Source organism: Paenibacillus albiflavus (assembly GCF_004344915.1).
In the GTDB taxonomy this organism is placed as follows: Bacteria; Bacillota; Bacilli; order Paenibacillales; family NBRC-103111; genus Paenibacillus_AM; species Paenibacillus_AM albiflavus.
Map to the genome: position 1 here is coordinate 97,152 of NZ_SKFG01000011.1, position 25,899 is coordinate 123,050.

Sequence of the window (25,899 nt, forward strand, 5' to 3'; positions counted from 1 at the left end):
ATGAGAGTATTGATCGTTGGAGCAAAGGGACAATTGGGCCAAGAAGTCGTGCAGTTTATGAGAACGCAAGGAACGCATGAAATAGTTGCTTTAGATAAACAGAAGTTAGATATTACGCTTTATCCAGATGTAATGAATACAGTAAGCACAATTAAGCCGGATGTAATTATTAACTGTGCCGCATACACTGCTGTGGATCAAGCAGAGCTGCACCCGGAGACAGCAAGGGCAATTAATACAGATGCTAGTAGAAATGTTGCCATGGCTGCTAAGGCAGTAGGTTCTAAGTTGTGTTTTGTTAGTACGGATTATGTTTTTGATGGAGTAGCACTAACGCCTTATAAAGAAACAGACCAAACAAATCCGATAAATGTATATGGAATGACTAAACTAGCGGGAGAACAAGAGGTTAAATCGATTTTAAATGATTATTTCATTGTGCGAACTTCTTGGCTGTATGGTGAATATGGTACAAATTTCGTTAAAAGCATGCTTAAATTAGCTTCAGAACGAGATAGTATTAAGGTTGTTAATGATCAGGTCGGGTCACCAACCTATGCTAAAGACTTGGCCTTGTTTATTTCCAATTTAATCAGAACTGAGAAATACGGTATTTATCATACTTCTAATACAGGTCAGTGTACTTGGTATGAATTTGCAAAGAAAATTTTTGAAATTAAGGGGATAAAACATCTGGAAGTTATCCCTTGTACTACTGATGAATACCCGCAATTAGCAAAGAGACCGAAGTTCTCTGTGATGGAGAACGCTGCTATGAAAATTAATGGCTTCAGTCAAATGCGACATTGGGAAGAGGCACTGGAGGATTCATGGATAAATTAATTTCTCTCTGTATGATCGTCAAGAATGAGGAGAAAACGCTTTCGCGCTGCCTGGATAGTGTCCAAGGACTAGTTGATGAAATCATTATTGTGGATACAGGCTCTATCGATACTACCAAGCAAATAGCTAAGCGGTATACGAATCAGGTTTATGATTATGAATGGACAAATGATTTCTCAGCTGCCCGTAATGAGTCCATCCGAAGAGCTACTTCCGAGTGGATTCTGATTCTTGATGCAGATGAGTATATTGAGCGTGATGATATTGATGTTCTACGTCATTACCTACCAACCATAAAGAATGAAAGTATTTCAAGAATTGCTTTAACGATACCTATTACTAGCTTTGTTGGTGGTGGACACAATGTAGCGGAGGGATATGTGGCGCGGATATTCCCGAATAATAGTGGTATCACTTTTATTCGACCTATACATGAACAATTATCTTGTGATTCTGGAGAACTAGAATATAGATCTTTTTCTTTTTATGTTTATCATACTGGCTATACGCAGGAAACAATGCTAGAGAAAAATAAATCTCAACGTAATTTGAAGATTCTCGAACAGTATAGCAGTAATCATAAACTTGAACCTTATGATTACTATACAATTGGTAATGAATATAAAATGATTAAAGATTATGAGAATGCGTATATTAATTATATGAATGCCTTCAAAGGATTGAGTTCTGCTACTCCATGGTATGTCGGATGCTTAATTAGTTTAATTGATTGCTTATTCGGGTTGGATCGTATGAAGGAAGTAAATGAATTAATTGAGAGTAAATTAGTTCAATGGAAGCAATACCCTGAGTATTTCGCTATTAAAGCACGATGGTTTAATCAGCTCGGATTTTATGATGAAGCCAGAGTGCAGTATGAGGAAGCAGTCCAAATTGCTGAGAAGTTGTCTATGCAGAATATTCCTTTCTGGCTGATCAGTTCGGACTATGGTCGTATTATTCCTTTTAATCAGCTGGTTCAATATTATTCGCGCAAGCAAGATCTATCACAAACTGTATTTTATTTAATTAAGGTATTGAATGATCGTCCATATCATTATTTATCTTTAATCAAATTAATCAATTTGCTAGTACAAACTGAGAGCATAGACGCTATCCTACAATTGCTTTATAAGCTTTATCCGAATCGAAACTCAGTAGAGATTGGTTTACTTTTTCAAGTATCGCTCGAAGTAGGAAACTTGAGTCTATCTAATCATTTTTTTGGAATCTCCCAAGAAATGAGTATAGATATTTCTCCATCACAGATGCTTCAATTTGCTGTTTTGACAGGAGATCAAGATAAGTATATACAAATTATGAAGAACCTAGATTTATCTTCAGATATGAAATTAGATATCATATTACCTCTGGTAATAGCTAGTGTAAGATGGAGAGAACCTGATTACCTGCTAGTAATAGCTAATGATCCAACGTTTTACCAACTGTATATATTAGCTTCTGCTTGTATAAATGAGGAAGAATTAATAATTTCACCTACTGATGAAGAAGTTGATATGCTAATGAGGCTTTTTATTGAATTGTTTAATTATAAATTATATGAAGAATATGATCTTCTGCTTAAGAGAGTTTCCAGCAGCATGCTTATTAACTCCTTAGCAAACTATTATTATACACATCATCACCTGGAGCTGGCACTCGATTATTACTCTATCTTATTAGATTCTGATGAGCTTAATGCTGAAGGATATGAGCATCTTGCTCATTTGCATTTGAACCAGGGTGAAAAAGACGATGGTTTGAAATTTCTGGGAAAGGCGAGCGAGCTTCGACCTGATGATATAGTCTTATATACGAATATGTGGTTGAATTGTAAAGATTCGCTTACTCGTCTGAAATATAAGAATGAGCTGTTCCGGAAGTTTCCTCATTATGTCGGTATACCTATATTCAACATTAAATAAAAAGTAGAGGATTGAATCAGGAGGATTTATGGATAAGCTTATTTCACTCTGCATGATAGTTAAGGATGAAGAGAGGGTTTTGGCACGCTGTTTGGATAGTGTCAAAGGGCTCGTAGATGAGATCATTATTGTAGACACAGGATCAACAGATCGGACCAAAGAAATTGCATCGAAATACACTGATCATGTATATGATTATACGTGGAGCAATGATTTTGCAGCGGCAAGAAATGAATCGATACGCAGAGCGACCTCAGAATGGATACTTGTCCTTGATGCTGATGAATATGTACAGCAGGCAGGTATTGAATCTCTTCGTACTTATTTGATAAATAAAACCCCTTCGCCTTATACCGTTCTTATGGTTCCAATCATTAATTACTTAGGTTCTGCAAATGTAGATGACAGTATAGTGGAAGCTACAGTGGCTCGAGTATTCAAGGCGGGTCTTGGTACACATTATACGAAGCCAATTCATGAACAAATTACAAATCATGACCATCGCTTACAGTTCGTTCAGTATCCTTTGCGTCTCTATCATACTGGTTATACAGAGCAAACTCGCAAGGCAAAGAATAAATCAGAGCGAAATCTCCAAATACTAGAAAGGCTAACGGAAACGAGTGCTTCAAAGCCAGTAGATTATTTTTCGCTTGGAAATGAATATGCTTCTATCTTAAATCATACCAAGGCGATCGAATATTATAGACGTGCTTTTAAAGGTGCACAAAGAACTATCGCTTGGTATGATACCTGTCTGGTAAATTTTATCAATAGCTTGATTTACGTTCAGGAGTACCATGAAGCATGGGAGTTAATCGAGAACTACTTGATAGAATGGGACAATAGCCCTGATTATTTAAGTGCAAAAGGAACCGTGCTATACTGTCTAGGCTTTTATGATGTCTCAAAGGATTATTTTCATGCGGCTGTACAAGCAGCAGAGACAGCAGCGAAATCAAAAGATCGATTTTGGCTTGTAAGCCCAGATTATGCTTATAAAATTCCTTATCAGATGTTAGAACATTATTACGATCATAAACAGGATACTCAACAAATAGTGTTGATGTTAATCAAGATATTGCAAGGAAACCCTTATCAGTATCAGTCTTTAAGTAAACTTATTTCCTTACTTATTCAACGAGAAGATACACAATCTATTATTAATCTGCTAGAACGTATTTATTCCAATGATGTACCAAAGGATATCCTATACCTCTTCCAAGCGACGTTTAGGAGTGGTGATACTCAATTATCAACCTATTATATGAACAAACTTGAGGCTACTAAGCTGGTCTTACCAGTTCAGAATAATTTGTTATATGCCGTCCTGCTGCAGGATCAACAGCGATTTGATCGTTATAGAGAATTGCTCCCCGAGCACACAATGGGAGACCTTAATCAAAGCGATGTTATGCCGTATCTGCTTGCAGCACTACTGTGGAAGCAGCCTATGTATATTCCTATGCTATCACAGGATCATTCCTTATTTTTTATTCGGGAGCTCATTATCCAAACACTTGAAGGGGAATCGGTGGTTATTACCCCATCGAAGGCAGAAGTTACGCTTTTATTTGATCTCCTTACTTCATTGTTTACATATAAACTCTATGACGCATATGATCAATTGCTCCAGCGTATATCAAGTGCATGGTTAATCAATTTGCTAGCAGACTACTATTATCAGAGCAATCGTCTTGAGCTCGCACTTGATTATTACTCCCTGCTATTAGATGCTGGTGAGCTCAGAGCCCAGGGTTACGTGAATCTGGCCTTTCTTCATTATAATCAAGGTGCAATGGATGAAGGATTAGCTTTTATGCAACAAGCAATTGAGCTTCAGCCGAACGAGATCGCTTTATATACGGTATTATGTACGAACACACAGGATCATAACGTAATCGAGACATACAAACAAAAGCTATTTGATCAATTCCCGGGATATAAAGACATGGAATTATTCCGTTCCTTATGATTCATGATGCAGTCATCAATAGACGCATGCAGGAATTTAAGTCTGAAGCGGAAGTTGATATGCAGAAGATTAATCACAGTAAACTGCATAATGCAGCTTTTTTGGAAAAAAGCTATTTTTGTCGTTTAACTAAACTGAACAGTGGAAAGTTTTTCATAGCAAAATAACCCTTTTAGATGATATGATCTTGAATCGTTAACTACTAGAATCATTTATGTTTCGCAAAGGATTATAATAGAAATTCTTTTTTTCTTCTATTTCTCATTCAGCTTATCAGAACAGGGCAATATTAATAATCTAATCGACCTAGCCGATAATAGTAAAGGGATCTGAGAAGGTAATTACATGGAAACCCCATAGAGTTATGCAAAGCGTGGGTTGACATGTATGAAATACTGCTTACGCAAACTGCAAGAGGAGAAGGTAGCTGTGAACAAAAAATCACCATTAATAACGATCCATACATTTGCTTATAACGTTGAGGAATACATAAATGAATGCGTGGATAGTGTATTAAATCAAACCTTTATTGATTTTGAATGGGTAATACTAGATAACGGATCGACAGATCAAACAGGGAAAATATTGGAAGAATATTCACGAAAAGACAAACGAATAAAACTATTTAAAAATAAGAGGAACACTTTTATACACAATGTGCCTGTTAATCCCGATTATCAAGAATTTATCAGGAAGCAAGAAGTTGATTATTGGTGTTTGTTGGATAGCGACGATTACCTTCATCCAGATTTTTTGAAAGATTTATATACAACTGCAATAGAACGAAATGTAGATATCGTAGTTTGTGGTTCTGAATTTTTTAGAGACGAGGACCATTCTATTCAAGGTAGACGTGTTCCACCGGATTTTTATGTTTCTGAAATTACTGCATTAGGTGATATTTTCCCCAATATTTACGGGTCTTTTAGACCGATGTGGGGTAAGTTAGTTAAGTATTCTGTGGTAAAAAAGCAAGTTGAGTATAGATTGCAGAACCCTGTTGCTCTCAAGAACGCTGGTGACACTTTATTTTGTCTAGATGTATTAAGATTGTCTAACTCCGTTGTTGGTGTAAGCCGAGTACTTCACTATTACAGAATAAGGAATAATTCGTTTTACCATACACTGACGGATAGTCAAAGATATTTGGAATATGTAGTTATTTATCAGGAAGGCAAATCGCTTCTGCAGAGCTGGGGTCATCTAAATAATACCAATAAAGAATTTCTGGCTGGTGTTCTTTATTATTCTATACTACATTGTTTAGAGTTGACTATTAACGCTTCGTCTTCATCAGTCAAAGACAGGTTGGAAGCGATCGAGATGATGTTATCCAATGAGATAATACATGAGGTTATTCTTAGCGACAGTATATCTCAAAAATTGCTATATGATATGAATCAAATGATGGAACTCTTACTTGATCATATTTCAGAGCACGACATTCCTATTGCAACTACTCACTATATTTATAGATTATTTCTGTCAATTAGAATGGGGAAATCTGTTGATGGAAACAAGCATAACGCGTTTTTGCTGTACATATCTGCGCTTAGTGACGAAATGAACAAAAGTCGATTTGGGCTAAGCATTCTCCAGCAGTTTTTCGCTCTTATCGGAAAATCTCATCTGGTTGAACTAATGAAGCACGTTATCCGTAATGATGATCTGGTTTCTAATCCATTATTACTTCGTGAAGTTATTAATGGACAAGTAACAGGTGGAAAAATAAGCGAGGCCAAAGAACAAATCGAAATGAATATATCTAATGGAAATTACGATGATGCAATAGATTTGCTATTAAAGATTTTGGAAGAAAGCCCACTCGATAATGTTGCACTATCTTATAAAATGTTCTTTTTATCCATGGATGGTGATCTTATGACACTTGTCGAAACGGCTGTTGCATTAATAACGTTTTACCCCGATGATCATGCCTCGTTAAGTTTCGGTGCCCAAGCTTTTGCCCACGCAGGCCTTAAAGAGGAAGCGAAAATCGTTTATCAAAAAGCATTGAAAATATGTTCAGACAAGAACCAACAATTGGAGATTATGAGGGAACTGAAAGAAATATCATAAAAAGCGAGCGTGAGCACATGAAGGTAGTTATTCTAGCTGGTGGATATGGTACGAGAATAAGTGAGGAAAGCCATTTGCGACCAAAGCCGATGGTCGAGATTGGGGATAAACCAATTCTGTGGCACATCATGAAGATATATAGTCATTATGGATATAACGATTTTATCATCTGCCTTGGATATAAAGGATATGCAATCAAGGAGTTTTTTGCAGATTATTATCTTCATGCATCGGATGTAACCTTTGATTTCGCCAATAACAATAGCTTGAAGATCCATAACAATGTATCTGAGCCATGGCGTGTAACGTTGGTAGATACGGGGCTAAACACGATGACTGGCGGAAGAATCAAGAGAATAAAAAAGTACTTAGGCAACGAACGATTTATGCTGACGTATGGTGATGGGGTTTCGGACGTAGATATCAATAAGTTGGAAAAATACCATATCCAATCGGATGGCTATCTTACGATGACTGCCGTTCAGCCTGGCGGGCGATTCGGAGTACTGGATATTGAGGATTCTTCCAATCAAGTGAAAAGATTTATTGAAAAGTCGAAAGAGGATGGCGGTTGGATTAATGGGGGCTTCATGGTGGTCGAACCGCAAGTATTGGATCTTATCGAGGGCGATGAAACCGTCTTTGAAGCCAGCACTATGGAAAAAATCGTATTTCAAAATAGATTGAATGCCTACAAACATCATGGGTTTTGGCAGTGCATGGATACCGTTCGAGACAGAATGGTGCTTGAAAGGCTTTGGGGAGAAAACAAGGCGCCATGGAAATTGTGGGAGTAGCATCATAAATTGTGCAAGAGGAGCGTAAGCTATGAAAACATTCCCAAAAATCACATCAGAGGATATGGAGTTTATTTATCATTCCTTATCTCAAGAAAACTTGCAGAACCTGTATGGCAGTACGATCTTGGTTACAGGTTATGCGGGATCGATAGGATATTCCTTATTGCATTTTCTTTCCGAGTATGGAAGTAAATTAGGCATTAAAAGGGTTTTTGGCATTGATAATTATATGTTCGGTAAGCCGAAGTGGATCGAGCGTATTTCGCGAAATCCGCTTTTTGATATACGGGAATGTGATGTGATCACTTGCGATTTCGATTTTGCTGAAAAGGCAGACTTGATTTTTCATATGGCGTCTCTAGCATCGCCTGTATATTATCGTCTGCATCCGATCGAAACGATTGATGCCGATGTAACAGGATTGCGCCGTATGCTTGATTTCTATAAGGAAAAGAAATTGAAGGGTTTTCTGTTCTATTCGAGTAGTGAAATTTACGGAGATCCGCATCCTAGTCAAATTCCTACGCCGGAATCGTATTGGGGGAATGTAAACACCTGTGGACCAAGAGCATGCTATGACGAGTCCAAGCGTTTCGGGGAAACGCTATGTTATAACTACGCTCGGCAATATGGAATGCCTGTAACCATAGTGCGTCCATTTAACAACTATGGCCCTGGGATGCGAATTAACGATCAGAGAGTCGTAGCTGATTTTGCCAAAGCAGTGATCGACAACGAGGATATCGTCATTTTCTCTGACGGTAAGCCGACTCGCACCTTTGACTATTTACCGGATGCGATCGTCGGGTATTTGAAATGTGTGCTATACGGCAAGTTCGAGATCTTTAATATAGGCTCTGACAGCCAAGAGTTGAGCATTATGCAATTGGCAGAGCTGTACCGTAAAACCGCAAAAGAACTGTTTGATTACGGCGGTGATATTGTGTTTAAAACTCATGAGGACAAAGAGTATTTGACCGACAATCCTAATCGTCGATGCCCAGATATTTCAAAAGCAAAAGCTTTGCTCCAGTATAGGCCTCAAATTCACATCGAAGAGGGAATCAGAAGATATATAGAATATTTGAGAGAGTGCGATAGGTGCGAATTCGAGTGGTAGAACAATTTATGATTATGCGATAGGAGAGATATGGAGTGATAGCGGAGTTTTCTATCGATCAGTTAGCCAAAGAACCGAATCAAATACAATTGTTACTCCAGGTATGTTCGGAAGCCCTGAACAGGGAATTCAAACCTATTGTGCTTTTTGGATCAGGAGCAATAGGAAGATATTACTTGAAGTACTTGGAGACAATGAATATTCCAATGGAGATTATTTTCTGTGACAACAATCCAGCGAAGTGGGGAACTTCGGTAGAAGGGGTACCGATTATTAGCTTCAACGAGCTGAAAACCAATTATCGTAGAAGTTATATCATTATATGTTCATTCGATTTTTACGAAGAAATATCCCTGCAATTAAAGGACAATGATTTAAAATCTATTTTAGATCCTCGAATTCATTCTGTTCTTTTAGAAAGTCAGGATACATTTGATTTATTTAATTATATTTCACTAATTGAAAAGAGCGAAAAACAGTTTCAAGCTGCTTATGACTTGTTGGCTGACGAGTTATCGAAACAAATTTTTTACGATAGAATCAATTATTGTATAACAGCTAGCTCTAAATATCTTGCTCCATTGAGAAGTAAGTCCCCGCAATATTTTGCTACTGATCTAATTAAGTTAACTGGTGAAGAAATTTTTATTGATGGCGGCGCATTCACTGGAGATACGATTGCAGAATTCATAAAACAAACAAAAGGGGATTTCAACAAGATATATGCCTTTGAACCTGAGGAGAGCAAGCATAAAGAATTTAAAGAACTGACTGCAAGGTATGAGCATATTGAGCTTCTGCCATATGGTCTCTGGAGTAAAAAAGAGGTACTGCGTTTTCACGCACATAATGACGGCACTAGCTCAGTTGGGAAAGACGGAGATATAGAAATTCCGGTAATTTCAATTGATGAGCTTTTAGATGGCCGACCGGTTACGTTTATCAAAATGGACATTGAGGGGGCAGAACTCGAGGCACTTAAGGGGGCGGAGATTTCTATTAGAAAATATAAACCTAAGCTCGCTATCTGTGTCTATCACAAGCCTCTTGATATCGTGGAAATCCCATTGTATTTAAAGAAACTTGTTCCGGAGTATAAATTTTATTTCAGGCATTACAGCAATAATATAAGCGAGACTGTGTGTTATGCTATAGCAGAATAAATGAAGGATCTTTTGTGCTTCATGAGTAGGGGGATACATAACATGAAATATTCTGTGAGTGTATTTGGGCTTGGTTTTGTAGGGATTACGACCGCACTCGCATTTGCCGAGAAAAATCATACCGTATATGGTTTCGATGTAGATACGAAGAGGACAAGCCTGCTTAAAGCTGGTCAGTTACCCTTTTTGGAGCAGGGGCTGGACCAAGCTCTTGTTCGACATATCAACAACAAGTTTATGATCACGGATAATGCGGAAGATGCGGTAAAGAATAGCGATTTTGTCTTCTTGTGTGTAGGAACACCGAGTGGGGAACGGGGAGAGGCGGATCTTTCGTATATCTTTAGCGCAATTGAAAAATTTGCTTCCGTATTACATGATGGCAAGCATCGTGTAATCGTTATTAAGTCTACGGTTCCGCCTTCCACTACATCGGAGCGAGTCATCCCACATCTGAAGAAGATGGGATTATCACCTGGCGATATGTTTAGTGTAGCCAATAACCCGGAATTCCTAAGGGAAGGAAAATGCTGGGACGATGCCATGCATGCCGATCGAATCGTTTGTGGGGTTGAGGATCGTAAGGGAGAAGACATGCTCCGATCACTATATAGTGACTTTGATGCTCCATTTTTTAACGTATCGCTAAACACAGGCGAGTATATCAAGTATTTATCCAACACTTTGCTTGCGACGATGATAAGCTATTCGAACGAAATGTCCAAAATAGCGGATGTAATAGGAGATATTCAAATTAAAGAAGCCTTTGAAATATTGCATATGGACCGTCGTTGGGGCGGAAGCAATATGGCCTCTTATGTTTTCCCCGGATGCGGGTATGGCGGTTATTGCTTGCCTAAAGATACACAAGCGATGTATGCGGCCTCCGTTTCGAAGGGATATGAGCCCATGATCCTGAAGGATGTCATTACTATAAATGAATCGATGCCACAGTTTATGGCTAATAAGGTTATGCACGTTGTAAACCCATCCGAAACATTGGGGATATTAGGGTTATCATTCAAACCAGGTTCAGATGATGTACGAGACAGCTCATCTGCAAAAATTATTAAGCTACTGTTAGCAGCAGGATATAGGAATTTCATAGCTTACGATCCTGTCGCAAACGAGGCTTTTGACGGGCAGTATCATTTTAGTGAACTCGAATATTGCGAAAGCTTGCAAAGTATATGCGAGAAATCTGACGCACTTGTTCTTATTACCGCATGGCAAGAGTTTGCTGGCATTGATAAGAAATATCCCGATAAACCATTTATAGATTGCCGATACTTCTTGTGAGGTGATATGATGCCACTCTTAAGTATCATTGTTCCAGTGTATAATGTTGAAAATTATTTGGATGAGTGTCTTCTTAGTATAGTGAACCAAGCCTTTAGGGACTACGAGGTTATTTTGGTTAATAATGCTTCGAAGGATAATAGTGGCAAGATCTGTGATGAGTATGCTTTAAAGTATGACAATATCAAGGTTATTCATCTGGAAGTAAATATTCTTCCGGGAGGCGCTCGCAATGTGGGCTTGCAACATGCAACAGGGCAATATATTCACTTTTGCGATAGTGATGATTACTATGTGGAAGAGAGCTTGTCACGCATCTCTGATATCTTGATTACATATTCTCCGACAGTTCTATTTGGACAGTTTAATTGTGTACCTGAGAAGGGCGCATTTTTCACTAATGACGTTCCTCTTGATCCAGAGGTGTTTAAACAAAACGATGCAGATCAAGTCGTAAACTATCTCTTCAACATGCCATTCCTACTAGCAACACCATGGAGAGTTATTACGAAACGCGAGTTCTTAATCTCCGAGAATCTTAGATTTGTTGAAGGTTACTTTGCGGAAGATGAGGAATGGATTCCTAAAGTCTTATGCAGCGCTGACTCGTTTGCATTGTGTTCAGTGCCGTTTTATTGCTACAGACCTCGAGCCACAGGGTCCTACACAGCTACGAAAACATATTTGCACAGTAAGTCCCACCTCATGGTTGCGGTAAACTTATTGCGCTTCTTATCTGAGAAAAAGTATGACGGGGATCGCAGGAATTTTATTCTTACGCGCGTTAAGTTTTTATTAGGGTTGTTTGCAACTCGTTGTGACACCTTCGATAAAAATCAAATGCATGAGTTGGCTTATATTATTGAGAGTAATAAGGATATTCTCTCGGTATCCGGAGAGATTTCAGAACTGGATGAATTAGTTGGTTTTATCAATCGATATGGGCCATATATGGGGTTATGTCTGTACCGTACGTTCGTAGTGGAATACACGCTTGAACTGGTGTTCGGAAAAGAGGATAAGGATATTTATATTTTTCCCACCGGATACAACGGCGAGGGTACCGCAAGAATGCTGCTAAATGCGGGGTACAACGTAAAAGGATTCTTTGACAACAGCTCTGTTAAAAATGGCTGTCTGGTGGATGGCTTACTTGTAAATTATCCTTCCGTTCTTAAAGAGTTTCAGAAGGATAAATTAAGTCAGATTAATGTGATCGTATCCATTCAGCGGAGGGAAACGAGTCTTCTTCTGATGGAGCAACTAAGGGAGCTTGGACTGGACGATTCTCAATTTACTGCTAGAATCTACTAAGCAATAGTTGGCGGGGTGAGCTTAAGTGAACATGGAAATACCCAAAATTACGGTTATCATGTTAACCTATAACAGAAAAGAATACTTGAATCGCTCAATCGAAAGTGTGCTCACACAAACTTATCGAAACTTCGACTTCATCATCATTAACAATGGTTCAACCGATGGCACTGATGAGGTGGTCAAGCAGTATGCACAGGAAGATCATCGAATTAAACTTATACACGTTTCTGAAAATCGCGGTGCTGCAGTACAGCGGAATAATGGCATTAACTTAGCTCAGACCGAATTTTTAACCTTTGTTGACGACGATGATTGTTGTGAGCCACAAATGTTAGAGGTTTTATGGAATTTAGCTAACGAACACCAGGCCGACATATCGATGTGCGGAAGCTGGAATGATTTTAACGGTCGGCTGGAGCCTTATTTTATATTTGACGAACTCCTGGTCCTAAATAAAATTCATGGCCTTGATGAGCTGTTGAAGAGAGAAAAATATAATGTGGCACCTCCGACGAAGTTGTTTCGGAAGTCTTTATTTGATGGTATACGCTTCAAAGAAAATGTACGGGTCGACGACATACATGTCATTTACAAAGTATTCACCAATGCAACTACTGTAGTTGCGCAAGGTGTGCCACTATATCGGTTTACCAAACATGGTGGGAATATGACTTCTTTCATTCACAACAATAGTCTTTCACCTGCGATTTTAGAGGAATATCTTTCTGCTTTTCGAGAGCGAACGGAATATTTATCAAAGAAAGTACCGGAAATTGCACCAAGAGCAAAATATTCCGAACTATCCTATATGATCTCAATGTGTGACAAGATTATTCAGAACTGCATTACTGATTGCTTATCCTTGTACAATAGAATGGTTGAAACGCTTTATCGAAATATCGACGAGTTAAACAGAAGTACTTTCTTAACGGAAAGAGAAAAGAATATTTTACAACGAGTTACTATTAACAAGGTGAAGTAGGACGTTGAATTAAGTAATTTGTCATTCTGGCAGATCAAATAAACGGTTGGTTTTTGGACAGGTTGTAAGCTGTTTACCCAGAACAATACATCCAGCTAGAGACAAGTGTTGTAATGGTCAGCGAAGCGTATCCCGAAACTATGGGATGAGGAGGAATCATGTATAAGCTAATTTCACTTTGCATGATCGTAATTAACTCATTGCCGATTTCTATTTTAAAAATAACTATTTAGATCTTTCACTTTACTATTACTCCCTACTTCTTGATGCTGGTGAGCTCAGAGCCAAAGGTTACGTGAATCTAGCTTTTCTTCATTATAACCAAGGTGCATTGGATGAAGGATTAGCGTTCATGCAACAAGCAATTGAGCTCCAGCCGAAGGAGATCGCTTTATATACGGTACTATGTACGAACACACAGGATCGTGACATAATCGAGACATATAAACAAAAGCTATTCGATCAATTCCCACCCCTGTGGATAATGTGCATAACTTTGTGTATAACTCTGTGTGTAAATTTTTCAAACCTAGATTTTTCCGGAGATTATCGGTTATTGATAGCATATCCACAGCTGTGGGTAATAGCAAGCGAAGAATCTTGTAGAACCCTTGGCAATTCATTGACACATGGCAATTTTGAGTGGTATAGTCGAAAAGTAAGGATGCGCTTACATTTTATTTATTTGATTATGAAGGGAATGTTCTAAATGCAAGGTAAAGTTAAATGGTTTAACGCAGAAAAAGGCTATGGTTTTATCGAGCGTGAAGATGGTGGCGACGTATTCGTTCACTTCTCAGCTATCCAAACTGATGGATTCAAGACACTTGACGAAGGTCAAGAAGTTGAATTCGACATCGTTGAAGGCGCTCGCGGCCCACAAGCTGCTAACGTGATCAAACTTTAATAATCCGGTATCGCAATCCGAGGGGAAAAGCATGTTAACAGAAGGATTCGACGTGAATGCCGAGATGGCTTCAAACATATAGGCTTTTCTTTGCAAGGTGATTAGTGATCAGAAGCATCCTAGGTGATAAACTGGGGTGCTTTTTCTTTTAATTCGGAATGTCGCGATTTCTCTTTAGTATTATAGAATTATCACTTTCGTATCATAAATTCTAAGTAATACCTTAAGAAACACACCGCCTTTAAGGACGGTGGAACCGTTTCTTCTGGAATTCCTTCTTTCCTGATGTGAGGAATTATTGACTTTTTGTGAAGCGAAAGTTCCAAATTTAGGGCATTAAATGGAGATAATTTTTGAAGTAAACGCTTGGATATAGTATAATATAATCAGAAGGAGGAGTTAGATATGAAATATAGCATTCGCGGAGAACATCTGGAAGTAACAGCAGCCTTAAGAGACTATGTTGAGAAGAAGTTAAGCAGGCTAGGTAAATATTTTGAAACTCCCCTAACTTCTGAAGTTAATGTTACTTTAAGCGTTGTGAAGGGCATGCAAGCCGTTGAAGTAACGATTATGTTGCCAGGCATGCTGCTACGTGCCGAAGAGAAGAATTCGGATATGTATGCGGCAATGGATTTAGTTACAGACAAGCTGGAACGTCAAATCCGTAAACACAAAACAAGAGCTAACCGTAAAATACGCCAAGAAGGCAGCAAACGTGATTTATTTAAAATGGACTTTGGCACATCCGCTGGATATGTTGAAGAAGAAGATGAACTAGAATTAGTCAAAACTAAAACATTTGAGTTCAAGCCTATGGATGTAGAAGAAGCGATCCTCCAAATGAATATGATCGGACATAGTTTCTTCGTATTCTCCAATATGGATTCGAACAAAGTGAATGTGGTTTACCGTCGTGATGATGGCAAATATGGTTTGATTGAACCAAGATAATTCGCTTTAAAATGATAATAACGAGTATAACACCTCTCTAATTCGGAATTGCGAATTTGGAGAGGTGCTTTTATATTGACAAATATATTAATATTACAATATATGACAGGGTATGAATTGCCTAGCTTTGTTGCGACTATGGCGACAAACTGTTACAATTTATACAAATTGTTTTTTAGAGGAAGGGGTTCGCCCATGCTGGGAATCGTAAAAAAGATGTTCGGAGACTTCAACGAAAAAGAGATTAAACGAATCCGCAAGATCGTTGATAAAGTTAATTCGTTTGAAGCAGAAATTCAAGTATTGTCGGATGAGCAGCTGAAAGCGAAGACGGTAGAGTTTCGCGAGAGATTAGAGAAGGGTGAAACGTTAGATGACCTGCTGCCTGAAGCATTTGCAGTTGTACGTGAATCGTCTAAACGTGTTCTAGGCAAGCGGCATTACGATGTACAGTTAATCGGGGGTATTATCCTTCACGAGGGCAAGATTCCTGAGATGCGTACAGGGGAAGGTAAAACATTGGTAGGAACGCTGCCAGTTTACCTTAATGCGCTTAAAGGTGAGGGCGTGCACGTGGTCACAGTCAATGATTACTTGGCACAACGTGACAGCGCCGAAATGGGACAAATTTATGAGTTCTTGGGCATGACAGTTGGCGTTAACCTACATGATTTATCTTCTGAAGAAAAACGCGAAGCGTATAACTGTGATATTACGTACGGAACGAATAATGAATACGGCTTTGACTATTTACGTGATAACATGGTTCTGTATAAGGAACAAATGGTTCAACGTCCTCTTTATTATGCAGTAATTGACGAGGTTGACTCCATTCTAGTCGATGAAGCGAGAACACCGCTTATTATTTCCGGTCAAGCTGCTAAGTCTACAGATATGTATTATGCAGCAGACCGTTTTGTTAGCCGTCTAAAAGAAGAAGAAGATTACACGATCGATATTAAAGTTCGTGCCGTTGCTTTGACCGATGCGGGTGTTGCGAAGGCAGAGCGTGCGTTTGGTGTGGACAATATGTTCGATCATCAGAACGTACAGTTGAATCACCATATCCAGCAAGCACTTAAAGCGCATGCGATCATGAGACTTGATGTAGATTATGTTGTGAATGATGGCGAGATCGTAATCGTCGATGAATTCACGGGTCGTCTAATGACAGGCCGCCGTTATAGCGATGGCTTGCACCAAGCGATTGAAGCGAAGGAAGGTCTTGAAGTACAGAACGAAAGTATGACGCTGGCAACGATTACGTTCCAGAACTATTTCCGTATGTATCGCAAGCTTGCAGGTATGACAGGTACGGCGAAGACGGAAGAAGAAGAATTTAAGAAAATTTATGGCCTTGATGTTATTACCGTTCCAACTAACCGTCCGATGATTCGTGAGGATATATCAGATGTTGTTTATAAATCGGTTAAAGGTAAGTTTAATGCAGTTGTACAAGAAATTATAGAACGTCATAAGAAGAAGCAGCCTGTTCTGGTAGGTACAGTATCAATCGAGAACTCAGAAGTTCTATCCGAGCTGCTTAAGCGTAAAGGTGTACCGCATAAAGTACTTAACGCGAAGTATCATGCAGAAGAAGCGGATATCATCTCACAAGCGGGTCAACCTGGTGCCGTAACGATCGCAACGAACATGGCAGGTCGTGGTACGGACATTGTGCTTGGTGAAGGCGTAGATGAGGCTGGCGGTCTGCATATTATTGGTACCGAGCGTCATGAGAGCAGACGTATTGATAATCAGCTGCGTGGTCGTGCGGGTCGTCAAGGTGACCCTGGTTCCTCTCAGTTCTATTTATCGCTGGAAGATGAGCTTATGCGTCGATTTGGTGCAGAGAACATTATGGCGGTTATGAATAAAATGGGGATGGAAGAAGATCAACCGATCGAGAGCAGACTTGTCAGTCGTGCAATCGAAGGTGCTCAGAAGCGAGTAGAGGGTAATAACTTTGACTTGCGTAAAGTCGTCTTGCAATATGACGATGTGATGAACCAACAACGGAATATCATTTATAAGCAGCGTCTTGAAATTCTTGTATCCGAGAATATCCGTGAGATCGTTGAAGGCATGATTCATTCTTCCATTGATCGTCTTGTTAAAGCGCATTGCCCACAAGATCAAATTCCAGAGGAATGGGAACTGGATGCAGTTGCTGACTATGCCAACAACTTGCTATCCGATAACGCCCTTACAGATAAATCCCTTTGGGGCAAAGAACCGGATGAGCTTGTTGAGTACATCGAAGGTCTGATTAAAGCGAAGTACGATGAGCGTGAAGAAATGATTGGCGAAGAAAACATGCGCGAATTCGAGAAAGTTGTCGTACTACGTGCGGTTGATAGCAAGTGGATGGATCATATTGATGCCATGGATCAACTTCGTCAAGGTATTCACTTACGTGCATACGGCGGTACAGATCCACTTCGTGAGTACCAATTCGAAGGCTTCGAAATGTTCCACGAGATGGTTGAGAACATCCAAGAGGAAGTTGTTAAATACATCATGAAGGCGCATGTAGAGAGCAATCTTGAGCGTCAAGCAGTGGCGGAAGGTCAAGCAGTTGATCCGAAAGCTGATGCAGCTGGCAAGAAGCCAGTTGTGCGCAAGGAAAGCGATCGTATTGGTCGCAATGATCCTTGCCCATGCGGCAGCGGCAAGAAGTTCAAGCAATGCCATGGTGTAGACAAGAAATAAGTTTCAGTAAATATATTTGCAAAAATTCGGAGTCCTGGGCTTAAGAAACGCATCCGTCTATAAAGACGGCAAAACTGTTTCTTCTGGGTATTATAGAATTTATAACATTCGTGTCATAAATTCTAAGTAATACCTTAAGAAACGCACCCTCCTTAAAGGATGGTGAAACCGTTTCTTCTGCCTGACACCGAATTTTTGCGTACATGCATATATATAGAAGAGGTGTTGTTCATGTTTGAATCCGATGTTAAAAATAGCTTGCGCGATATGGCCAAGCGACTAACCGAGCTTAGGGGGTCTCTTTGACTTAGATCGTAAACTTGAAGAGATCGAAGATTATGAAGTCAAAATGGGAGCGCCCGACTTCTGGGATGATAACGAACGGGCACAGAAGGTGATAGCCGAGGTCAACGCGATTAAGGGCTCTGTTGATCAATTCCAGGCGCTAGCTAGTGAGTTTGAGGAGCTTGAGCTGATGGTACAGCTGGCAGAGGATGAGAAAGACGAGGATATGGCTAACGAAGCGATTGGCATTATTAGTGTGCTGATCCGCAAGCTGGAGGAATTTGAGCTTGGTCTATTGCTGAATCAGCCATATGATAAGCTGAATGCGATTCTAGAGCTTCACCCAGGTGCTGGTGGCACAGAGTCACAGGATTGGGCGGAGATGCTGCTTCGCATGTATCGTCGTTGGGCGGAGAAACATGACTTCAAAGTAGAAGTGCTTGATTATTTGCCAGGTGACGAAGCGGGCGTGAAGAGCGTAACTTTGCTGATCAAGGGATACAATGCCTACGGCTATTTGAAGGCTGAGAAGGGCGTGCATCGTCTTGTTCGAATCTCGCCGTTCGATGCGGCAGGACGACGTCATACCTCCTTTACGTCTTGTGACATAATGCCAGAGATCGATGATGATGTTGAAGTTGAAATCCGTACAGAGGATTTGAAAATTGACGTATATCGCGCATCTGGCGCTGGTGGACAGCATATTAATACGACGGATTCCGCCGTTCGTATGACGCATATTCCAACTGGCGTCGTGGTCACATGTCAGACGGAGCGGTCCCAAATTAAGAACCGTGAACGTGCGATGAAAATGCTTCGTTCCAAGCTCTACGAACGCAAGATTGAAGAGCAGGAGAAGCATCTTGCCGAAATTCGCGGTGAACAGACAGATATCGCTTGGGGAGCGCAGATCAGATCGTATGTATTCCATCCTTACTCCATGGTCAAAGACCATCGCACAGGAGCGGAAACAGGTAACGTTGGTGCTGTAATGGATGGAGATTTAGATATGTTCATCGATGCTTTCCTGCGTAAGCAGATCGGGAACAAACCCGAATAAATGACGAAGGTGGATAAACTGTTTTGAACGGTAATCAAGTCACAAAAAGAATTTCAACCCAATCCCGTTTATACATTTTGGTGGAGTACGGTTATTTAGTAGTAGGCTGCTTTATTTTAGCGTGTACGTTTAACTACTTCCTGAATCCGAATCAGATTGCTTCAGGTGGGGTATCTGGCCTATCGACAATATTATTCAAAGTGACAGGTCTTAGTCCAGCGATTACGCAGTGGCTATTTAATATCCCTTTATTTGTGCTAGGGTGGATCATTTTGGGTAAAAAATACGGGATGAAAGTACTTGCCGGTACTATTGCGCTTCCGCTTTTTGTCCTGCTGACAAGTCATGTGCATCCACTGACAGACAATCTGCTGCTTGCTGCCATATTTGGCGGATTAGGAGTGGGCATCGGAATTGGGATCGTCTTTCGTGGTCGCGGCTCAACAGGTGGATTTAGTGTTGCGGCCCAAATTCTGCATCATTATACAGGCATTACGCTAGGTCTGTGTGTAGCTGTATTTGATGGTATGGTGATCGTGATCGCTGGACTCGTATTTTCTCCTGAAAAAGCGATGTATGCCTTAATTGCCTTATTTGTAACAATGAAAACGATTGATCTCGTGCAAACAGGGCTGCGAACCTCCAAAGTTGCCTTCATCATAACGGATCATGTTGAAGATATGCGCCTCGGCATCCTGAATGATTTAGATCGTGGTCTGACACAGCTTAATGCTGTGGGTGGGTATACAGGTGATCAGAAAACTGTGCTGATGGTTGTCGTCTCACAGAATACAGTGATTAAACTCAAGCATATTGTCAAATCGGTTGATCCCACTGCTTTCGTGATCCTAAGCGATACAGCCGAGGTATTAGGTGAGGGATTCAAACAGCATGTCTAATAAACAAAGGTGTTCCTGTAATCGGGAGCGCCTTTTTTAGTATGATAGAATTTATATACATATTACAGAATATTTTTTCGATTATTTACAATTGAATTTTTATGTATATAGATGTATAATGATGCATATCATTTTTATGGGACGCATAAGATAGGGGGATTCGGATGAAGAACAAGAAGACAATAAGAGCAGCGATCGTCGGCGCGACAGGATACGGTGGTGTGGAACTGATTCGATTACTTCAAGCGCATCCGCGAGTAGAGATTACATCTGTCATCTCCTCAACGAATCCAGGAGCTGAAATTATACAAGGATTCCCTCACTTGACCAATATAATGCTAGGGACATTAGATGCAGTAGATCCGCAATTAATCGCGAGTAAAGCGGATGTTGTATTTCTGGCAACGCCTGCTGGTGTAGCGGTAGAGCTTGCGCCGCAATTCTTACAAGTCGGTCTTAAAGTAATTGATATTTCAGGAGATTATCGATTAAAGTCGCCTGAACTCTATGAAAAGTGGTACAAACGCACCCCGGCAGATGCTGCTTTATTGGAAGAAGCCGTGTATGGGCTGTGCGAAGTATGGGGAATGGAAGTTAACGATACGGTTAGACTTCTATCGAATCCAGGTTGTTTTCCAACTGCTATATTACTAGGATTGATTCCTGCGGTAGCGGCAGGTTGGATTGATCTTAATACAATTATCATCGATGCAAAATCAGGTGTTTCTGGAGCGGGCAGGGGATTAAGCTTATCTTCGCATTTTGCTGAAGTGAATGAGAATTTCTCAGCGTATAAGCTGAATAAGCATCAGCATATTCCAGAAATCGAGCAAGCACTAACCAGAGTGGCGGGTAAGCCAGTTGTTACAACTTTGACAACGCATCTTGTTCCGATGAATCGCGGTATTATGGCAACGATGTACGCTTCGGTTGCAGAAGAAGCTCGTACAGATGCTGATTTTGTAAACCTATATAACCAGTATTACGAGGATCGCCCATTTGTGCGTGTTCGTAAGGCAGGCACATGGCCTGCGACGAAGCATGTAACAGGCTCGAATTATTGCGACATTGGTTTTGCAGTAGATGAACGGACGGGTCGTGTGACGATTATATCGGTCATCGACAATGTGGTGAAGGGCGCTGCAGGCCAAGCGATCCAAAATTTAAATTTAATGATGGGATGGGACGAATCAACAGGTCTTATGTTCGCCCCGATGTATCCATAAGGGAGAGAGAGTAGATCGTGGGAGAACATTTTACAATCGTGCCTGAGGGCTCAATCACAACGCCGCAAGGATTCCGTGCAGGAGGCTTGCATTGCGGACTTAAGAAAATAGAACGTAACGACTTGGGAGCTATTGTGTGTGACGTGCCAGCTTCCGCAGCAGGCGTCTATACGCTGAATGCGTTCCAAGCTGCGCCGCTTCGTATCACGCAGGAGAGCGTAGCGCTATCTGCAGGCAAGCTGCAAGCGGTGCTTGTGAATAGCGGGAACGCGAATGCGTGCACAGGCGATCAAGGTGAGGCGGATGCCATTGCGATGCGCGACGAGTTCGCAGACGCGCTAGGGATCGATCGGATGCTAGTCGGCGTAGCATCCACGGGTGTCATTGGCGAGCTATTGCCGATGGAGAAAGTCCGTGCTGGCATCGCAGGCATGCCAGCAACGCTGAAGGCTGACGGAGGCGAAGACTTCTGCCAGGCGATCCTGACAACGGATCTCGTGCAGAAGATGACTTGCGTCCAGCTCAAGGTCGGCGATGCGGTCGTCCACATCGCCGGGGCTGCTAAGGGTTCGGGTATGATTCACCCGAACATGGCAACCATGCTCGGTTTCATGACAACCGACGCATGGATCGAGCCAGCGCAGCTTCATCAGCTGCTGCGCGAAGCAACGGACACCTCATTCAACATGGTGACCGTGGATGGTGACACCAGCACGAACGACATGGTCGTCGTACTGGCAAGCGGGCTCGCAGCAGGCGGCAGCGAGCCGTTAACGCCAGCGCATCCGGATTGGGATGCGTTCGTGGCAGGCTTCCGCTTTGTGGCGGAGTACCTCGCCAAAGCGATCGCCTGTGACGGCGAAGGCGCGACGAAGCTGATCGAGGTCAGCGTGCAGAACGCTGACAATATCGACGCCGCGCGTGCCATTGCGAAGACGATCGTCGGTTCCTCGCTCGTCAAATCCGCTTGCTTCGGTGCTGATGCGAACTGGGGTCGCATCATTGCTGCTACAGGCCGCGCGGGTGTGCCTGTCAACGTCAACACCGTTGACGTAAGATTAGGCGATATTTCCGTACTTGAGCAATCACGTCCTGTAAAGTTCGACGAAGAGCTGGCGCTTGCGTATCTCAAAGGAGATCAAGTGAACATTTATGTCAACCTGAACATGGGCAGCGCGAGTGCAACCGCATGGGGCTGCGACTTAACCTACGATTATGTACGTATTAATGCGGCTTACCGCACTTAATAGATAGGAATTAAGGGGATACAATGCAAATGAGTACTCATGAAGATGGTCAATTCAAGCATCATACATTCGTAATGAAATGTGGCGGTTCCACACTTGCCGCATTGCCTATACAATTTTTTGAAGATTTAAAGGAGCTGCAGGATGCGGGAATTACGCCTGTCATCGTGCATGGCGGAGGTCCTGCAATCTCGGAAATGCTGGATCGCCTTCAGATTCCTACGGAATTTATCAATGGCTTACGTAAAACAGACGAAGCAACGCTAGATGTCGTGGAAGCCGTTCTGTCAGGTCAGATCAACAAGCAAATCGTTAGACGTATTCAGCAGGTAGGAGCTAAGGCGCTGGGTCTGTCAGGAGTAGATGGTCAACTGATCGAGGCGAAGCCAGTCACTAACGCCGATCAGGTTGGATTCGTTGGCGATGTAACGGCTGTTCAGGCAGAGATCGTGAATGGTGTTGTGGGTATGGGGTACATCCCGGTCATTGCTCCGATTGGCATCAGCGAAGACAGCACGCAGCGTTTTAACATTAACGCAGATACAGCGGCAGGAGCCGTTGCTTCGCATATCGGTGCTTCGCAGATGATCGTCGTAACAGACGTTCCCGGAATTATGCGTACAGTTGATGGAGTGAAGCAAGTTCAAGCTTTTGTAACGGTCGCAGAAATTGAACAAATGATTGCAACAGGCGAAATTTATGGGGGCATGATTCCAAAAGTCACAGCAGCCATTCAATGCATACAGGGTGATGTTAAGGAAGTTGTAATCGTACATGGCGAAGAGCCGAAGGTACTCAGCCGTGTTCTGCAAGGCGAAGCCATTGGTACGAGAATTAAGTTAGCGTAATAGACAATAGCCATTTAGGGGAGGTAAGTTCAATGGGACAAGAGAAGCAAAGCTATTTATTTCCGACATTTGCGCGGTATCCTATTCATTTAGTTAAAGGTGAAGGGAGCCGATTGTGGGACGATAAGGGTAAGGAATATATTGATTTAATGAGCGGAATTGCCGTGACGAATCTCGGTCATGTTCCAGCAAAAGTGAAGGACAAAGTCATTGCCCAACTCGAAGAGCTATGGCATTGCAGCAATTTGTTCCATGTGCCTCACCAGGAGAAGCTGGCTGAGTTGCTTACCGAGAACAGCTGCATGGATGCAGCTTTCTTCTGTTCTACAGGTGCAGAGGCGAATGAAGCGGCGATCAAAATAGCTAGACGTTATGCGCAAGAAGTGATGAAAACGGATCGTTACGAGATCATCACGTTCTATCAATCCTTCCACGGACGTACGCTTGCAACTTTAACGGCTACGGGACAAGAGAAGGTACAGATTGGCTTCAAGCCATTGATGCCGGGCTTTGCTTATGCGAAGTACAACGACTTGGAGTCGGTTAAGGCATTAATTAATGATCGCACATGTGCGATTATGCTCGAAATGGTGCAAGGCGAAGGCGGCGTATTGCCTGCTGATCCTGCCTTTATTGAAGGAGTGGCAAAGCTTTGCGAGGAGAACGGCTTGCTACTAATTGCGGATGAGATCCAGACAGGTATGGGGCGTACGGGTAAGCTTTTTGCCTATGAGCATTATAACGTGGAACCCGATGTGATTACGCTTGCCAAAGGACTTGGCAGTGGTCTTCCAGTTGGAGCAATGCTAGGGAAAGCGAAGCTCATTCCAGCCTTCACAGCAGGCTCGCATGGATCTACATTTAGCGGTTTGCCTACCATCATGGCAGCAGGGATTGCAACGATGGAAACGATGCTGGAAGAACAGCTTCCTGCACGGGCAGCAGAGCTTGGCGATTATACGGTTCAGTTGCTGGAAGAGAAGCTGGCAGGTAATCCGTTAGTTGCGGGGATTCGCGGCAAAGGGCTGCTTATCGGCATTGAGCTTAAGCAGTCGGCAGCGGAACTGGTGAATGCAATCCACGAAGCAGGTGTTCTAGTGATTACGGCAGGTCCGAATGTGATTCGGCTTGCACCTGCCTTAACGATATCGAAGGAAGAATTAACCGAGGGATTAAATATCTTATGTTCAATCCTTGCTGCTCATACCGCAGAAGTGACAGCCTAGGCGAACAGAGAAGCGATACGAAAGGGATGATGAAGCAGTGGTGACGATGGAATACACAGAAATGGCAAAGAGCCTTAAAGGTCGTGATTTTCTAGCACTTTCCGATTATACGACAGAGGAGCTTGAATACTTAATCCATTTGGCGATAGATTTAAAGCATAAGCAGAAAAATGGCATTCCGCATGAATATTTAAAGGGCAAGACATTAGGTATGATTTTTGAGAAATCATCCACGCGTACAAGAGTATCTTTTGAGGTTGGGATTTATCAACTTGGAGGTTATGCCCTGTTCTTGAGCAAGAATGATATCCAACTGGGTCGCGGTGAGACAACTTGGGATACGGCTCAGACTTTGTCTCGTTATTTAGACGGCATCATGATTCGGACTTATGGACACCGTAATGTCATTGAGCTTGCACGTGGTGCGACTGTGCCTGTCATCAATGGATTGACGGATTCAGCACACCCTTGTCAGGCACTAACAGATTTTATGACGGCCTATGAGCATAAAGGGAAATTGCGTGGTCTCAAAATGGCTTATATCGGTGATGGCAACAATATGGTACATTCATTAATGATAGGTGCTGCAAAACTAGGCGTTCATATTTCCGTTGCATCACCTGAAGGTTATGAGCCAGATCCAGTCGTTACGAAACAGGCGCAAGAATTTGGCAAGCTAACTGGTGCGAATGTGCAGGTATGCCGCGATCCTCGGGAAGCGATTGAGAATGCGGACATTGTGTATACAGATGTATGGGCAAGTATGGGATTTGAAGCAGAGCAGGCAGAACGTGAGAAAGCTTTTGAAGGCTATCAAGTGAATGAGAGTCTTGTAAAATACGCGAAGCCTGATTATTTATTCATGCATTGCCTGCCAGCTCATCGCGGCGAGGAAGTAAGCGCGGGTGTAATTGATGGCCCGAATTCAGTCGTTTTTGATGAAGCGGAGAACCGTTTGCATGCACAGAAAGCGATCATGGCTGCAATCATGTAGCTTGTGACTCTATAGTTTGGTAGGAAATAAATAGCATA

General features: G+C 41.7%; 20 protein-coding genes. All 20 read left to right on the top strand.

Annotated features, from left to right (window positions below):
• On the top strand, nt 1–843 hold the full coding sequence (gene rfbD / locus E0485_RS12765; protein ID WP_132418440.1) for a dTDP-4-dehydrorhamnose reductase: 843 nt from the start codon (nt 1–3) through the stop codon (nt 841–843).
• Nucleotides 831–2,768: a glycosyltransferase family 2 protein gene (locus tag E0485_RS12770; RefSeq protein WP_132418441.1), complete on the top strand. Its 1,938-nt coding sequence runs from the start codon at nt 831–833 to the stop codon at nt 2,766–2,768. The genes rfbD and E0485_RS12770 overlap by 13 nt, the downstream gene beginning before the upstream one ends.
• A 28-nt stretch (nt 2,769–2,796) precedes the next feature.
• Nucleotides 2,797–4,743 carry a glycosyltransferase family 2 protein gene (locus E0485_RS12775; RefSeq protein WP_132418442.1) on the top strand — a complete coding sequence of 649 codons (1,947 nt, stop codon included), beginning with the start codon at nt 2,797–2,799 and terminating at the stop codon, nt 4,741–4,743.
• 429 nt (nt 4,744–5,172) lie between these two features.
• Nucleotides 5,173–6,822, top strand: coding sequence for a glycosyltransferase family 2 protein (locus tag E0485_RS12780; protein ID WP_165921168.1), 1,650 nt, complete (start codon nt 5,173–5,175; stop codon nt 6,820–6,822).
• A gap of 17 nt (nt 6,823–6,839) precedes the next feature.
• Nucleotides 6,840–7,619 (top strand): glucose-1-phosphate cytidylyltransferase, encoded by a 780-nt coding sequence (rfbF, locus tag E0485_RS12785; RefSeq protein ID WP_132418444.1) that lies wholly within the window; start codon nt 6,840–6,842, stop codon nt 7,617–7,619.
• A 31-nt stretch (nt 7,620–7,650) separates the two neighbouring features.
• Nucleotides 7,651–8,742 carry an NAD-dependent epimerase/dehydratase family protein gene (locus E0485_RS12790; RefSeq protein WP_132418445.1) on the top strand — a complete coding sequence of 364 codons (1,092 nt, stop codon included), beginning with the start codon at nt 7,651–7,653 and terminating at the stop codon, nt 8,740–8,742.
• Between the two features lie 35 nt (nt 8,743–8,777).
• Nucleotides 8,778–9,905, top strand: coding sequence for an FkbM family methyltransferase (locus tag E0485_RS12795; protein ID WP_132418446.1), 1,128 nt, complete (start codon nt 8,778–8,780; stop codon nt 9,903–9,905).
• Between the two features lie 42 nt (nt 9,906–9,947).
• Nucleotides 9,948–11,204: a UDP-glucose dehydrogenase family protein gene (locus E0485_RS12800; RefSeq protein ID WP_132418447.1), complete on the top strand. Its 1,257-nt coding sequence runs from the start codon at nt 9,948–9,950 to the stop codon at nt 11,202–11,204.
• A gap of 6 nt (nt 11,205–11,210) precedes the next feature.
• The gene (locus E0485_RS12805; RefSeq protein WP_235857557.1) at nt 11,211–12,518 is read left to right on the top strand and encodes a glycosyltransferase family 2 protein; all 1,308 of its coding nucleotides are present in this window, start codon (nt 11,211–11,213) and stop codon (nt 12,516–12,518) included.
• A 31-nt stretch (nt 12,519–12,549) separates the two neighbouring features.
• Nucleotides 12,550–13,503, top strand: a complete 954-nt coding sequence (locus tag E0485_RS12810) for a glycosyltransferase family 2 protein (protein ID WP_132418473.1) — start codon at nt 12,550–12,552, stop codon at nt 13,501–13,503.
• Between the two features lie 709 nt (nt 13,504–14,212).
• Nucleotides 14,213–14,410: a cold shock domain-containing protein gene (locus E0485_RS12815; protein ID WP_132418448.1), complete on the top strand. Its 198-nt coding sequence runs from the start codon at nt 14,213–14,215 to the stop codon at nt 14,408–14,410.
• 405 nt (nt 14,411–14,815) lie between these two features.
• Nucleotides 14,816–15,364 (top strand): ribosome hibernation-promoting factor, HPF/YfiA family, encoded by a 549-nt coding sequence (gene hpf, locus E0485_RS12820; RefSeq protein ID WP_132418449.1) that lies wholly within the window; start codon nt 14,816–14,818, stop codon nt 15,362–15,364.
• A gap of 195 nt (nt 15,365–15,559) precedes the next feature.
• Entirely contained in the window at nt 15,560–18,076 is a 2,517-nt protein-coding gene (secA, locus tag E0485_RS12825; RefSeq protein WP_132418450.1) for a preprotein translocase subunit SecA, read from the top strand.
• Nucleotides 18,077–18,307: 231 nt separating this feature from the next.
• Nucleotides 18,308–19,421 (top strand): peptide chain release factor 2 gene (prfB, locus tag E0485_RS12830; RefSeq protein ID WP_132418451.1). Its coding sequence is split into 2 segments (ribosomal slippage): nt 18,308–18,379 and nt 18,381–19,421, totalling 1,113 coding nucleotides; the frame shifts between segments, so codons are not numbered across the junction.
• Nucleotides 19,422–19,444: 23 nt separating this feature from the next.
• A complete protein-coding gene (locus E0485_RS12835) occupies nt 19,445–20,320 on the top strand; it encodes a YitT family protein (RefSeq protein ID WP_235857558.1) in 876 nt (291 codons plus the stop codon).
• A gap of 164 nt (nt 20,321–20,484) precedes the next feature.
• Nucleotides 20,485–21,546 carry an N-acetyl-gamma-glutamyl-phosphate reductase gene (argC, locus tag E0485_RS12840; RefSeq protein ID WP_132418452.1) on the top strand — a complete coding sequence of 354 codons (1,062 nt, stop codon included), beginning with the start codon at nt 20,485–20,487 and terminating at the stop codon, nt 21,544–21,546.
• A gap of 17 nt (nt 21,547–21,563) precedes the next feature.
• Complete coding sequence (argJ, locus tag E0485_RS12845; protein WP_132418453.1) at nt 21,564–22,793, top strand: bifunctional glutamate N-acetyltransferase/amino-acid acetyltransferase ArgJ; 1,230 nt, start codon at nt 21,564–21,566, stop codon at nt 22,791–22,793.
• A 29-nt stretch (nt 22,794–22,822) separates the two neighbouring features.
• Nucleotides 22,823–23,641 (top strand): acetylglutamate kinase, encoded by an 819-nt coding sequence (gene argB / locus E0485_RS12850; protein WP_132418454.1) that lies wholly within the window; start codon nt 22,823–22,825, stop codon nt 23,639–23,641.
• Nucleotides 23,642–23,673: 32 nt separating this feature from the next.
• Entirely contained in the window at nt 23,674–24,867 is a 1,194-nt protein-coding gene (locus tag E0485_RS12855) for an acetylornithine transaminase (RefSeq protein WP_132418455.1), read from the top strand.
• Between the two features lie 46 nt (nt 24,868–24,913).
• Complete coding sequence (argF, locus tag E0485_RS12860) at nt 24,914–25,861, top strand: ornithine carbamoyltransferase (RefSeq protein ID WP_132418456.1); 948 nt, start codon at nt 24,914–24,916, stop codon at nt 25,859–25,861.
• Nucleotides 25,862–25,899: the final 38 nt, after the last annotated feature.